General features: G+C 63.4%; 14 protein-coding genes. 12 read left to right on the top strand and 2 right to left on the bottom strand.

The window, feature by feature from the left end:
* Nucleotides 1-3: 3 nt before the first annotated feature.
* Both JFY56_RS00195 and JFY56_RS00190 read left to right on the top strand, forming a co-directional pair.
* Nucleotides 4-711 carry a heme-copper oxidase subunit III family protein gene (locus tag JFY56_RS00195; protein WP_208311476.1) on the top strand — a complete coding sequence of 236 codons (708 nt, stop codon included), beginning with the start codon at nucleotides 4-6 and terminating at the stop codon, nucleotides 709-711.
* Between the two features lie 22 nt (nucleotides 712-733).
* The gene (locus JFY56_RS00190; protein WP_208311475.1) at nucleotides 734-1,054 is read left to right on the top strand and encodes a cytochrome C oxidase subunit IV family protein; all 321 of its coding nucleotides are present in this window, start codon (nucleotides 734-736) and stop codon (nucleotides 1,052-1,054) included.
* 387 nt (nucleotides 1,055-1,441) lie between these two features.
* On the opposite strand, the gene JFY56_RS00185 is transcribed toward JFY56_RS00190, so the two are convergent.
* Nucleotides 1,442-1,996: a magnesium transporter gene (locus tag JFY56_RS00185; RefSeq protein ID WP_208311474.1), complete on the bottom strand. Its 555-nt coding sequence runs from the start codon at nucleotides 1,994-1,996 to the stop codon at nucleotides 1,442-1,444.
* A 453-nt stretch (nucleotides 1,997-2,449) separates the two neighbouring features.
* On the opposite strand from JFY56_RS00185, the gene JFY56_RS00180 reads away from it, so the two are divergent.
* The gene (locus tag JFY56_RS00180; protein ID WP_208311473.1) at nucleotides 2,450-2,794 is read left to right on the top strand and encodes a hypothetical protein; all 345 of its coding nucleotides are present in this window, start codon (nucleotides 2,450-2,452) and stop codon (nucleotides 2,792-2,794) included.
* Nucleotides 2,795-2,838: 44 nt separating this feature from the next.
* Nucleotides 2,839-3,474 carry a phosphoribosyltransferase gene (locus tag JFY56_RS00175; RefSeq protein WP_208311472.1) on the top strand — a complete coding sequence of 212 codons (636 nt, stop codon included), beginning with the start codon at nucleotides 2,839-2,841 and terminating at the stop codon, nucleotides 3,472-3,474.
* An 8-nt stretch (nucleotides 3,475-3,482) separates the two neighbouring features.
* Here the strand turns inward: JFY56_RS00175 and JFY56_RS00170 are convergent, their stop codons facing one another.
* Nucleotides 3,483-3,947 (bottom strand): PA2169 family four-helix-bundle protein, encoded by a 465-nt coding sequence (locus tag JFY56_RS00170; protein ID WP_208311471.1) that lies wholly within the window; start codon nucleotides 3,945-3,947, stop codon nucleotides 3,483-3,485.
* A 356-nt stretch (nucleotides 3,948-4,303) separates the two neighbouring features.
* Between JFY56_RS00170 and JFY56_RS00165 the strand changes: the two genes are divergently transcribed.
* From JFY56_RS00165 to JFY56_RS00130, 8 genes are all read left to right on the top strand, one after another.
* Complete coding sequence (locus JFY56_RS00165; protein WP_408004375.1) at nucleotides 4,304-5,053, top strand: endonuclease/exonuclease/phosphatase family protein; 750 nt, start codon at nucleotides 4,304-4,306, stop codon at nucleotides 5,051-5,053.
* Nucleotides 5,050-6,252, top strand: coding sequence for a cardiolipin synthase ClsB (gene clsB / locus JFY56_RS00160; protein ID WP_208311469.1), 1,203 nt, complete (start codon nucleotides 5,050-5,052; stop codon nucleotides 6,250-6,252). The genes JFY56_RS00165 and clsB overlap by 4 nt, the downstream gene beginning before the upstream one ends.
* Nucleotides 6,249-7,232 carry a lysylphosphatidylglycerol synthase domain-containing protein gene (locus JFY56_RS00155; protein WP_208311468.1) on the top strand — a complete coding sequence of 328 codons (984 nt, stop codon included), beginning with the start codon at nucleotides 6,249-6,251 and terminating at the stop codon, nucleotides 7,230-7,232. Before clsB ends, JFY56_RS00155 begins: the two co-directional genes overlap by 4 nt.
* A gap of 347 nt (nucleotides 7,233-7,579) precedes the next feature.
* Nucleotides 7,580-7,936, top strand: a complete 357-nt coding sequence (locus JFY56_RS00150; protein WP_208311467.1) for a metalloregulator ArsR/SmtB family transcription factor — start codon at nucleotides 7,580-7,582, stop codon at nucleotides 7,934-7,936.
* A 32-nt stretch (nucleotides 7,937-7,968) separates the two neighbouring features.
* Entirely contained in the window at nucleotides 7,969-8,973 is a 1,005-nt protein-coding gene (locus JFY56_RS00145; protein ID WP_208311466.1) for an ArsJ-associated glyceraldehyde-3-phosphate dehydrogenase, read from the top strand.
* 11 nt (nucleotides 8,974-8,984) lie between these two features.
* A complete protein-coding gene (arsJ, locus tag JFY56_RS00140) occupies nucleotides 8,985-10,220 on the top strand; it encodes an organoarsenical effux MFS transporter ArsJ (RefSeq protein ID WP_208312473.1) in 1,236 nt (411 codons plus the stop codon).
* A 228-nt stretch (nucleotides 10,221-10,448) separates the two neighbouring features.
* Nucleotides 10,449-11,360: a hypothetical protein gene (locus tag JFY56_RS00135; RefSeq protein WP_208311465.1), complete on the top strand. Its 912-nt coding sequence runs from the start codon at nucleotides 10,449-10,451 to the stop codon at nucleotides 11,358-11,360.
* Nucleotides 11,357-12,361 carry a U32 family peptidase gene (locus tag JFY56_RS00130; RefSeq protein WP_208311464.1) on the top strand — a complete coding sequence of 335 codons (1,005 nt, stop codon included), beginning with the start codon at nucleotides 11,357-11,359 and terminating at the stop codon, nucleotides 12,359-12,361. The genes JFY56_RS00135 and JFY56_RS00130 overlap by 4 nt, the downstream gene beginning before the upstream one ends.
* Nucleotides 12,362-12,443: the final 82 nt, after the last annotated feature.

The raw sequence follows: 12,443 nt of genomic DNA, 5'->3' as shown, positions 1-12,443 counted from the left end.
AACATGGCCTCGCACCCTCCTCCACCCCGGGAATCCAGCGTGACCGCCGCCGACGAGGCCGTCCCCGGCTGGCCAGGCATCGCCAGCGACTGGTCGTCGGACAAGGACGCCTTCAAGCGGGTGCCCTGGGGCAAGGCGATGATGTGGATCTTCCTGCTCAGCGACACCTTCATCTTCACCTGCTTCCTCACCGGCTACATGTCGGTGCGCATCAGCTCCACGGTGCCCTGGCCGAACCCCAGCGAAGTCTTCGCGCTGACCATCGCCGGCCACCATATCCCGCTGATCCTGATCGCCATCATGACCTTCGTCCTGATCAGCAGCAGCGGCACCATGGCCATGGCGGTGAACTACGCCTACCGCCGCGACCGCTTCCGCAGTGCCGCGCTGATGCTGACCACCGCCGCCTTCGGCGCGACCTTCGTCGGCATGCAGGCGTTCGAGTGGACCAAGCTGATCGAGGAAGGCGTGCGGCCCTGGGGCAACCCGATGGGCGCCGCGCAGTTCGGCGCGAGCTTCTTCATGATCACCGGCTTCCACGGGCTGCACGTGTCGATCGGGGTCATCTACCTCTGCACCGTGGCGTTCAAGGTGCTGCGCGGTGACTACGAACGCGCGGGCAACTACCAGATCGTCGAGATCGCCGGGCTCTACTGGCACTTCGTCGACCTGGTCTGGGTATTCATCTTCGCCTTCTTCTACCTGTGGTGAGGCCACGGAGGGAGAACCAGCCATGACCACACACGCACAAGGCCAGCAGCATCCGATCAGCCTGTACCTGAAGATCTGGGGCCTGCTGTTCGTCCTCAGCGCCCTCTCCTACATGGTGGATTACTTCCACTTCCACGGGCTTCTGCGCTGGTCGCTGATCGTCATCCTGATGCTGATGAAGGCCGGCCTGATCGTCTCGATCTTCATGCACATGGCCTGGGAGCGCCTGGCACTGGTCTACGCCATCCTCGTACCACCGATGTGCCTGCTGGTGCTGGTCGGTCTGATGGCCGCCGAATCCGACTACGTCCTCTTCACCCGGGAGGTATTCTTCGGCCCGTAGGTTGGCCGCGATTCGTAGGTTGGCGCTGAACGCAGTGAAGCCCAACACCCCTTCCCGGCAATGTTGGGCTTCGCAAGCTCAGCACCAACCTACGTGGGTGCCATCCTACGCAACTACGTCCTCTTCACCCGGGAAGTATTCCTGGGCCCGTAGGTTGGCCGCGATTCGTAGGTTGGCGCTGAACGCAGTGAAGCCCAACATCCACCCCCGGCAATGTTGGGCTTCGCAAGCTCAGCACCAACCTACGTGGGTGCCACGCCGTAGACGTAGGATGGGCCCGTAGGTCGGCCGTGATTCGTAGGTTGGCGCTGAACGCAGTGAAGCCCAACACCCCTTCCCGGCAATGTTGGGCTTCGCAAGCTCAGTGCCAACCTACGTGACTGGTCGCTATATCGCACGCTTGAACTGATGCCAGCGGTGCAGCCACGACACGATCCAGTGCGGGGCCGCAGCGCCGGTGCCGGCGTCACGCAGGCGCGGGTGGTGGGTGATGATCCGGTCGAGGATCGGTTGCTGGGCGGGGTCGACGTCGACGAACAGGATGTGCTCGCCATCCTTGAGCTTCGACTTCAGCTGGGTGAAGTGGGCGTTCGGCACCTGGATACCGAAGAAGCCGCCTTCCCAGATGCAGAAGCCGAGGATCACGATGGCCAGGAAGACGAACGGCACCCAGCCTGCGGCGGATTCGGTCCAGCCCAGAAGGTAGGCACCGCCAAGCACCAGGGCCGCCAGGGGTACGCCGATGAACGCGCCGATCTCGCTGGAATGAACCACGTCCTGCTTCATGAACGAGTTCACGTCGTGGAGATGATGGTCTTCTACATCCGCATCCATATCACTGAGCACATGTATCTGCTCGGTATTGATGCCACTGGCTTCCAGCTCGTTTTCAACAACTTCCAGATCGTCGAGACTGTTGCTGATGTAATAGTGCCGATTCATGTGGAAACCTCCTGACTCGCACCTGTTTATTGTTTATCCCCATCTCCTTCGGTCGGTAGGTGTGACTCTTCAAGCACAGTTACGACTGCACATTTCTTGCATAATTGGCGAGTATAGCATCGCCCTCCCGAGGCACCGGCGTTCGCCGCCGTTCAAGCCGTTAGACCAGCCTTTCCACGCTTTTCGCCACTCACCTCCGATTAACGGAAATGCGTTTGAATCGGTACTCGCAGAGCATTTCGAATATTCCCGGGATATCTATTCGACACGACAGACGGCAGTATTTTCCTTTTTCAGGAAGTCTCCATTATTCCTGTCGATTACCAGAGGAAAATTCTTATGCGGGAATCGTTTAACGATATATGTAGCGATATATACGGGTAGTCATGGCCCGGAGTTTGTCTAATATTCTGCTGGAGGGTGTGACTCACAGATAACGCAGGAGGTTCGAGCATGAATACCCTGACCATCAAGGGCTGGTGCAAGCCCACCGGCGCCCAGAAATCCATCCCCATCGGCGATATCCACTTCCACGTCACCGACGACGACCATCTGCGTCTGGAACAGGCCGAAGAGCACCTGCAGAAGACCCATGAGCCGGAAGTGATGTTCGATGTCGACATGGGCACCCTGGAACTGGTCACGCCACCCGAGTGCGGCCCGCTTTCCGATTGCCAGATGCGCGTCTACCTGAGCCGCGACGACGAGCAGCGCGGCCAGTTCCACCTGGTCGGACACCGGCAGAGCGACGGCAGCCTGATCTACACCAACGCCGTCATGGTCGATCAGCTCGGCTGACGCGCCACGGCGCCGGGTCGAACACCTCTGCAACGGAGGTCGTCATGTTCGCCAATCGCAGACAGGCCGGCATCGCCCTGGCCGAGGTGCTGCAGAAGCTCCATTTACCGGACCCGGTGGTACTGGCGCTGCCACGTGGCGGCGTGCCGGTCGCCGATGAAGTGGCGCGGGCCCTGAACGCCCCGCTGGACCTGTTGCTGGTACGGAAGATCGGCGCACCCGGGCAGGAGGAACTCGCCGTCGGCGCGGTGGTGGGCGGCGAGCATCCGCAATGGATCAGGGACGACAATCTGCTGCGCCACTTCTCCGTGCCGCCGGACTGGTTCGAGGCGCAGGTGCAGCGGCAGCTCGCGGAAATCGAACGACGGCGCCGGCTTTACCTTGGCTCCCGTGAGCCGGTGCCACTGGCCGGGCGCGATGTGATCGTGGTCGATGATGGCCTTGCCACCGGCAGTACAGCGCGTGTCGCGCTGCAGTCACTGGCGTCTGCCGGGGCAAGGAAACTGATTCTCGCCGTGCCTGTGGGGCCGCCCGATACGGTCGCGGCCCTGCGTCCACTGGTCGACGAGCTGGTCTGCCTGATCACGCCGGACTTCTTCGCCGCGGTCGGCCAGTACTATCTCGACTTCACCCAGACGGAGGACCGGGAAGTCGTCGAACTGCTGGCGAACCGGCGTTAGGCAGGTCGCTACACACGTCCCGCGTAGCTGTCGCGCATGCTCTTGATCATGTCGTGATTGCGCAGTACCCCGTCGAACTGGCGCTCGATCACTGCGCGGATGTCCATCGGCAATTCCGGATGCCCCAGGGCGTCCCGGTAGTGACGCTTGGCGACGTCCTCGCCACGCTCGCACTCGCTGAGCACCGTCTTCTCGTCCTTGCCGGTGACCATCGCCTTCAAATCCACCCAGCGCCGATGAATGTCGCCGCCAACGCTGGTGGTATCCCTGGGTTTGCCGCCAAGTTGCAGGACCAGCGCCTGCAGCTGCTCAGCCGCGGCCTCGCACTGCTGCGAGCGGCTTTCCAGCAGTTGCTGCAGCTCCGGACTTTTCACGTCGCTGGCGCAGGTGTGGAAGCCTGCCGCGCCGTCCTTGCTGGTCTCGATCAGGTCATTGAGAACATTCAGGGTCACTTTCTTGTCGTCGCTCGTCATGAAAACGCTCCCTTGCCGGCACTGCCGACGGTGAATGACATGGATTCCACGGGAGCCTGCTCCCGAGGGCGCCACGTGAATGCGCCGCCTGTAGTGGGGACCGGATGCGCCGGCGGATCGTTTCACTGAACGGATCGGCGGTCGGTCGAATCGAGGGGAATTGCAGAATGCGCGGCGCTCCCGGCCCGATCGTGCAAATTGCCAGCCTCCCCGGCCTCTGCATGCCCTGTCGCCAGTGATTCCTCGCCCTCCAGGAGCTGGAACGGGAGCTGCAGGCATTCCCACAGGTAGCGGGAAATCCTCGAGGAGTCTTCGTGAGCAGGGCGAGCGAAACCAACCCCATCGTGACGGAGGGCATCATTGCGCCGGTGCGGGCGTTGAAGATCCTGACGGTGAACACCCACAAGGGATTCACCACGTTCAACCGCCGCTTCATTCTTCATGAGCTGCGCGATGCCGTTCGCGAGACTGCCGCCGACCTGGTGTTTCTCCAGGAAGTCCACGGCGAACACCGCCGGCATGCCGGCCGCCACCCCGGCTGGCCGGCCGCTCCGCACTACGAATTCCTCGCCGACAGCATGTGGCCGCAGTACGCCTACGGGCGCAATGCCGTGTACCCGGAGGGGCATCACGGCAATGCGCTGCTGTCGAAATTCCCGATTCGCAGCCACCGCAACCTGGATGTCTCGATCAAGGGCAACGAACAGCGCGGGCTGCTGCACGCGGAGATCGAACTGCCCGGCCACGCCATCGTGCTGCATGCCATCTGTGTGCACCTCGGCCTGCGCGAATCGCAACGGCAGCAGCAACTCGGCCTGCTCTGCCGCCTGGTCGGCGAACTGCCGGACGACGCCCCGCTGATCGTGGCCGGCGACTTCAACGACTGGCGCGGCCGTGCCGGACCGGTGCTGGCCGGCTGCGGGCTGGTGGAGGCGTTCGACGGCTTCGGCGGCTCGCCATGCAGCTTCCCCGCGCGCCTGCCGCTGCTGCGGCTGGACCGCATCTACCTGCGCAGGCTCTCCGCCCACAAGCCCCGGGTGCTGTCGCGCCGCCCCTGGCCGCACCTTTCCGACCACCTGCCGCTGGCCGTGGAGGCACGCTTATGAAATACGAATGGCGCGACGGCAACAGCGTGGAACTGCTGATCAACGGCGAGGACTTCTTTCCCCGCGTCATTGCCGCAATCGCAGCCGCACGCCGGGAAGTGCTGGTGGAAACCTTCATCCTGTTCGACGACAAGGTCGGCCGCCGCATCCAGCGCGCGCTGATCGACGCGGCCCGGCGCGGCGTCCGCGTGATCGTCACGGTGGACGGCTACGGCAGCGCCGACCTTGGCGAGCGGTTCATCGGGGAAATGATCGGCGCCGGCGTCCGCCTGCACCTGTTCGATCCGCAGCCGCGCCTGTTCGGCATGCGCACCAACCTGTTCCGCCGCCTGCATCGCAAGCTGCTGGTGGTCGACGGTCGCTGCGCCTTCGTCGGCGGCATCAATTTCAGCGCCGATCACCTGGCCGACTTCGGCACCATGGCCAAGCAGGACTACTCGGTGCAGGTAGAGGGGCCGGTCGCCGCGGACATCCGCCATGCCTGCCTGGAAATGCTGGACATGCACGGCGCCAGTGCAGAAGCGGCGAAGGTCGAACAGCCGCCGCCGGCCGGCGACAGCCGCGTACGCCTGGCGCTGCGCGACAATCGCCGCCATCGCCGGGACATCGAGGCGCATTACCTGGCGGCGATCCGTGCGGCGCGGCGCCGGCTGGTCATCGCCAACGCCTACTTCTTCCCCGGCTACCGGCTGCTGCGCGAACTGCGCAAGGCCGCGCGGCGTGGCGTGAAAGTCCGGCTGATCCTCCAGGGCTCGCCGGACATGCCGCTGGTGCGCCTGTGCAGCGAGCTGCTCTACGACACCCTGGTGCGCGACGGCGTGGAAATCTACGAGTACTGCGACCGGCCGTTGCACGGCAAGGTGGCGCTGGCCGACGGCCGCTGGGCCACCGTGGGCTCGAGCAACCTCGACCCGCTGAGCCTGTCGCTGAATCTCGAAGGCAACCTGCTGATCGACGACCCGGCCTTCGCCGAAGAACTGGATCGCCACCTGCAGGAGCTTTCCTCCACCTGCTGCCGCCGCGTCACCCGCAAGGTGGCGCGGCGCGGCTACTGGTGGAGGGCGCCGCTGGTGTTCCTCAGCTTCCACTTCCTGCGACATTTCCCGGCCATCGCCGGCCAGTTGCCGGCACATCGGCAGCGCCTGCACTCCCCGGCCAGTGACGACCAGCAGTCCCTCGATTCGGAGCATTCGGCATGAGCAGCGCCGGCGAGCGGAAAGCGCGCAGGTGGCGACTCGCGCGCCGGGCCTTTTCCTTGGGCTTCCTGATCCTGTTGCCGGTCCTGCTGTTTCTACTGGCGAGGAGCATCGACTGGCGGGAAGTCATCGCCGCCCTGCGCGAATATCACCCCACTACCCTGCTGCTCGGACTGCTGGTGGCCCTGGGCGGCTATTCGGTGTTCAGCAGCTTCGACGTGCTCAGCCGCTTCTATATCGGCCACCCGCTGCCGGTGCGCCGGGTCTACCCGGTGGCGTTCGTCTGCAACGCGTTCAACCTCAACCTGAGCACCTGGGTAGGCGGCGTCGCCATGCGCTACCGCCTCTACTCGCGACTCGGCATGAGCGCGGCGGACATCACGCGCATCCTCAGTTTCAGCGTGGTGACCAACTGGTTCGGCTACATGCTGCTGGCGGGATTGCTGTTCAGCTCGGGCATTCCACGATTGCCGGAAAGCTGGACCAGCGGCAGCGTCAGCCTGCGCCTGATCGGCGCCTTGCTGCTGGCCGTCTGCGCGGGCTACCTGCTGGCCTGCCGCTTCGCCACGCGCCGCCAGTGGGGCTGGAAGCGCTATCGCTTCAGCCTGCCAACGCTGCGGGTGGCGCTGATGCAGGCCGGGCTGGGCATGTCCAACTGGGCGACGATGGCGCTGCTGCTGTACGTCCTGCTGCCGGATCGCGCCGAGTATTTCGAAGTGCTGGCAGTCCTGCTGGTCAGCAGCATCGCCGGGGTGATCGCGCATATCCCGGCTGGACTCGGCGTGCTGGAGGCGGTCTTCATCGCACTGCTGCACGCGAAGATCGGCAAGAGCAGCCTGCTGGCCGCCCTGATCGGCTACCGGGTGCTGTACTTCCTGATTCCGCTGCTGCTCGCCTGCGCGGTCTACCTGTGGCTGGAACGCCGGGCCCGGAGACTGAAGAAAAGCCGCAGGAGCAAGGCAGCGGAGCACGGTTCGGCGTAGTAGATGACCTTGTAGGGTGGACAACGCGAAGCTTGTCCACCTTCTCCCTCGGCAGGTTGTCCGGCGTCGTAGCGCCCTCACCCCAGCCCTCTCCCGGAGGGAGAGGGAGCGCATCGGTGTCGGGAGAGGTGCCGTGCCAACCGCAGCCCCGAACAGTCCCCTCTCCCTCCGGGAGAGGGTTAGGGTGAGGGGGATAAGCTCCCTCGCCCATGCATATCCCCGCATTCCCGGCCTTCCTCCTTCGCTGTAACAAGAAATTCTCTTGCCGCTCATACGAAAATTCGTATATTCGAAAATTCATATATATTCGGCACCCCACCGGTCCGCCGTACGTTCCGAGACCAGCCATGCCCCATCACCTGACCCCAACCACGCTGTTCAAGTGCCTGGCCGACGAGAACCGCGTGCGCATGATGCTGCTGATCGCCCGCGAGGAAGAACTGTGCGTCTGCGAGCTGACCTGCGCGCTGGACGAAAGCCAGCCCAAGGTCTCCCGGCATCTGGCGCAGTTGCGTACCTGCGGATTGCTGGAAGATCGCCGCCAGGGACAGTGGGTGTACTACCGCCTGCATCCGAACCTGCCGAGCTGGGTCCACAGCATCCTGACGACCACCCTGGAAGCCAACCGGCACTGGCTGAGCAGCAGCGCGGAACGCCTCGACAACATGGGCGACCGTCCCCAGCGGCTCGCCGCCTGCTGCTGACCGACCAACAGAATCGACGCGAGAGAACGAACATGACCATCAAGGTAGGTATCAACGGCTTCGGCCGGATCGGCCGCCTCGCCCTGCGCGCCGCATGGGGCTGGCCCGAGCTGGAGTTCGTGCGGATCAACGACCCCGCCGGCGACGCCGCGACCCACGCCCATCTGCTCAACTTCGACTCGGTGCACGGCCGCTGGCAGCATGAAGCGGAAGCAGACGGCAATGACGTGGTGATCGGCGAGAAGCGCAGCGCGGTCACCGCCAACAAGGCCATCGCCGATACCGACTGGTCCGGCTGCGACGTGGTGATCGAGGCCAGCGGCAAGATGAAGACGGTAGCCATGCTGCAGGCCTACCTCGACCAGGGCGTGAAACGCGTGGTGGTCAGCGCCCCGGTGAAGGAATCGGGCGCGCTCAACGTGGTGATGGGTGTCAACCAGCACCTGTTCGATCCAGCGTCGCACCGTATCGTCACCGCCGCCTCCTGCACCACCAACTGCCTGGCGCCGGTGGTCAAGGTGATCCACGAGAAGCTCGGCATCCGCCACGGCTCGATCACCACCATCCACGACCTGACCAACACCCAGAGCATCCTCGACCAGCCGCACAAGGACCTGCGCCGCGCCCGCGCCTGCGGCATGAGCCTGATCCCGACCACCACCGGTTCGGCCACCGCCATCGCGGAAATCTTCCCCGAACTGCGCGGCCGCCTGAACGGCCATGCGGTGCGCGTGCCGCTGGCCAATGCCTCGCTGACCGACTGCGTGTTCGAGGTGGAGCGTTCCACCAGCGTCGAGGAGGTCAACCAGTTGCTCAAGGCCGCCGCCGAGGGCGAGCTGAAAGGCATCCTCGGCTACGAGGAGCGGCCGCTGGTGTCCATCGACTACCGCACCGACCCGCGCTCGTCGATCATCGACGCGCTGTCGACCATGGTGGTCAACGACACTCAGGTGAAGATCTACGCCTGGTACGACAACGAATGGGGCTACGCCAACCGCACCGTCGAACTGGCCAGGCTGGTCGGCATGGCAGGCTGACGGGAATGGTGATAAAGGCGATAGCGGCACTCCCGGCGGAGGTGCGCCAGTATCTGCTGGTGACCGGCAACTACTGGGCGTTCACTCTTACCGACGGCGCCCTGCGCATGCTGGTGGTGCTGCATTTCCACGCGCTGGGCTACACGCCGCTGCAGATCGCCGCGCTGTTCCTGTTCTACGAATTCTTCGGCGTGGTCACAAACCTGCTGGGCGGCTACCTCGGCGCCCGCCTCGGCCTGAACCGCACCATGAATGTCGGCCTGGCGATGCAGGTGATCGCGCTGCTGATGCTCACGGTGCCGGCGGCATGGCTCAGCGTGCCGTGGGTGATGGGCGCGCAGGCGCTTTCCGGCATCGCCAAGGATCTCAACAAGATGAGCGCCAAGAGCTCGATCAAGCTGCTGGTGCCGGACGGCCAGCAGGGCCGGCTGTACCGCTGGGTGGCGCTTCTCACCGGTTCGAAGAACGCGCTGAAGGGCGTGGGCTTCTTCCTCGGCGGCGCCCTGCTCGCCCTCCTCGGCTTCCGTGGCTCCGTGCTGGCGATGGCGCTGGTGCTCGGCCTGATCTGGTTCGCCAGCCTGATCCTGCTGAAGAAGGACCTGGGCAAGGCGAAGGCCAAACCGAAGTTCCGCGACATCCTCTCCAAGAGCCGGGCGGTCAACATCCTCTCCGCCGCCCGCCTGTTCCTCTTCGGCGCGCGCGACGTGTGGTTCGTGGTGGCGCTGCCGGTGTTCCTCAGCGAAACCTTTGGCTGGGATTTCTGGCTGGTCGGCGGCTTCCTCGCCGCGTGGATCATCGGCTACGGCATCGTCCAGTCCTTCGCCCCGGCGTTCACCGGCAAACACCGCGGCCACGTGCCGGACGGCCGCGCGGCATTCGTCTGGGCGCTGGGACTGGCGCTGCTGCCGGCGGCCATCGCGATTGGCCTGACGGCAGGCTGGCCGGCCGAGATCGTGCTGCCTGGAGGGTTGATGGCGTTCGGCGCGCTGTTCGCGGTGAACTCCTCGCTGCACAGCTACCTGATCGTCTCCTACGCACAGGAGGACGGCGTGTCGCTGGACGTGGGCTTCTACTACATGTCCAACGCCATGGGCCGGCTGATCGGCACCGTGCTGTCGGGCTGGGTGTTCCAGGCCCATGGGCTGGTCGCCTGCCTGTGGATCTCCGCGGCCTTCGTGCTGCTCGCCGCCCTCATCTCCAGCGCCCTGCCCCGCCATGTTATCGGGGCAGCAACGCCCCGACCGTAGTACAAGCCGTTCCGAACGAGGTGATACCTCCATCGAGGAATGGGCTCCATGCCTGGGAGCAGGCAGGCTCCCAGCGACTCCTTGAGAAGAAGAATGGTGTCACCGAGTGAAATGCCACGGTGATGAGCAAGGCTGCTCGCGGGAGATGAGGGAGGCCTGGCGATATCCCCTTGCGTAGCACCTTTCCGGCAGGCAATTCACGGGCCGAGACAAGACGCCAAACGACCCATGACTGAACCAACAGCATTCATCAGTGAGGATCCGATGGTAGCGAGTCACAGCCCACCCGAACTTGCCGTATCGGCGGTCAACCCGGCGTCGCTTTTGCGAATGGGCGAGGACAAGCCGTCCCGCCTTGCACATTGGCTGGCCACTCTGGGCGACCCGGACTTCGCCCGATGGCTTGCCGGCTTCGCACCAACCCATTTCTACGTTGGCAGCGAATTCTGCGAACACCTTCTCCCGAGCACGAACATGTTGAAGAAGGCCGTCGACCATGCCCGGGATCTGAACCTCCGCATCGCGCTGTTGACGCCAATCGCTTCCCCGCAGGTCATGCGAGCCCTGGCCGATCTGCTGCCTTGCCTCCCGGAGGGTTGCGAAGTGGTCGCGAACGATTGGGGGGTGGCTCATTTCGTCAAGGAGCACTTCCCGGCGCTCCGGTTGGCCGCAGGGCGCATCCTGTGCCGCATGCTGAAAGACCCACGTCTCGGGCAGTCCAACTTGCCCGCCCAGTGCGATTTTGACCCGGCTCCATTACGCCCGATGTTCGCCCGTTTGGGGTTCTGCCGAATGGAGATCGATGTGCCTCTATCCGTCAACAGCGACACATTTTCCACACTGCCGATGCATACGAGTGTTCACGTTCCATTTTCCTGCGTCGCAAAAGGCCGAATGTGTCGAATAGGGTCGCTCGCACTTCAAGGACCGGAACGATTCGCTGTGGGTCGCAAATGCAGGAAAGAGTGCCTGAAAATCAGTGCAAGGCTTGAGCGCCCCACTGCCAGCGATACTTTTAGTGCGTATCAACTGGGCAACACCATCGTTTCCAGGCATTCGCGGGAGGCTCTTGGGTTCGTCATGAGTGCAGTTGAGCAGGGACGCATCAACCGGCTCGTCGTTCCCGGGGAGGCGATATGAAAATTGTCGCGCCGGTCATGAGTACGGAAGAGGTCCAGGTCCTGTCACGTGCCGGGGCCAGGGAGTTGTATTGCGGGTTCGTTCCGGATGCCTGGCTCGAAAGGTTTGGGGGGCTGAATGCGAACAGACGGCCATCCGGAAACTTCCGGAGCCATGCCGAGCTTGAGCAGGCAATCCAGATCGCACACCGGAACGACTGTTCGATGTCTCTGGTTCTCAATGCCCAGAGCTATACGAATGACCAGCTGACTGCCCTTGTCACGATGGCGGAGTCGTTTCGGGACATGGGTGGCAATGCATTGATCGTTTCCGACCTCGGCTTGATCGGAGAGCTGGCGGGACATGTACCGTCGCTGCGGATTCATGTCAGCTCTGTTGCGACCTGTCGTAACAGCAGCGCAGCACGGCTTTGCAGAGAACTGGGAGCCTCACGGCTGATCCTGCCTCGCGATATAACGATATGCGAAGCATGTGAAATATCGGCCGAAACACCCGACCTGGAAATCGAGACATTCATTCTCAATGATGGATGCATATTCGAGGAAGGCGCATGTGCAACTCTTCACCTACCTCGCAATCTGGGCGGCCCGATATGCATGGATAATTTTGTAAACCACTACAGCCGGCGCGGCGGCGGAAGCCTTAAAGAATCGCTCATCGACAAACTTCAGGAGAATGACCGGGAATACAGGCAATGGCTCTGGTATCGCTTCTCCTGTGGATTCACGACTACTGAGACCGGCATGCCGTTTGGTCCATGTGGACTATGTGCCCTACCGGCATTACTGGAAGGCCGGATTACTGCAGTGAAGATCGCGGGGCGGGAAGCTCCGCTGGCAAGGAAACTTGCAAGCGTGAAAATGGTTCGGTCGGTAATGGATCGTGTCGAAGCGGGCGACGATCCCGAACAGGTCATGCGATTTGCACAAGAGCTGCGGCCTTCGATCGAAGGCTGCAGCAAGGGGTATATGTGTTATTACCCGGAGGTGCTCAGGCGATGAATCTGTACCGCCAAGAAACCATGCCGCGCACCAAGACTTACGCTCTGCCCGGCTCTCAATCTTCGTGAGCGCAGAAGCTGAA

It is taken from the genome of Pseudomonas schmalbachii, assembly GCF_017589465.1.
Lineage (GTDB): Bacteria > Pseudomonadota > Gammaproteobacteria > Pseudomonadales > Pseudomonadaceae > Pseudomonas > Pseudomonas schmalbachii.
Note: the sequence above shows the minus strand (reverse complement) of the source record. Positions and strands in the feature narration are given on the sequence as shown.

Coding starts and splice junctions, on each gene's coding strand:
- JFY56_RS00195 (WP_208311476.1), top strand. CDS start 4: ATGGCCTCGCACCCTCCTCCACCCCGGGAATCCAGCGTGACCGCCGCC.
- JFY56_RS00190 (WP_208311475.1), top strand. CDS start 734: ATGACCACACACGCACAAGGCCAGCAGCATCCGATCAGCCTGTACCTG.
- JFY56_RS00185 (WP_208311474.1), bottom strand. CDS start 1,996: ATGAATCGGCACTATTACATCAGCAACAGTCTCGACGATCTGGAAGTT.
- JFY56_RS00180 (WP_208311473.1), top strand. CDS start 2,450: ATGAATACCCTGACCATCAAGGGCTGGTGCAAGCCCACCGGCGCCCAG.
- JFY56_RS00175 (WP_208311472.1), top strand. CDS start 2,839: ATGTTCGCCAATCGCAGACAGGCCGGCATCGCCCTGGCCGAGGTGCTG.
- JFY56_RS00170 (WP_208311471.1), bottom strand. CDS start 3,947: ATGACGAGCGACGACAAGAAAGTGACCCTGAATGTTCTCAATGACCTG.
- clsB (WP_208311469.1), top strand. CDS start 5,050: ATGAAATACGAATGGCGCGACGGCAACAGCGTGGAACTGCTGATCAAC.
- JFY56_RS00155 (WP_208311468.1), top strand. CDS start 6,249: ATGAGCAGCGCCGGCGAGCGGAAAGCGCGCAGGTGGCGACTCGCGCGC.
- JFY56_RS00150 (WP_208311467.1), top strand. CDS start 7,580: ATGCCCCATCACCTGACCCCAACCACGCTGTTCAAGTGCCTGGCCGAC.
- JFY56_RS00145 (WP_208311466.1), top strand. CDS start 7,969: ATGACCATCAAGGTAGGTATCAACGGCTTCGGCCGGATCGGCCGCCTC.
- JFY56_RS00135 (WP_208311465.1), top strand. CDS start 10,449: ATGACTGAACCAACAGCATTCATCAGTGAGGATCCGATGGTAGCGAGT.
- JFY56_RS00130 (WP_208311464.1), top strand. CDS start 11,357: ATGAAAATTGTCGCGCCGGTCATGAGTACGGAAGAGGTCCAGGTCCTG.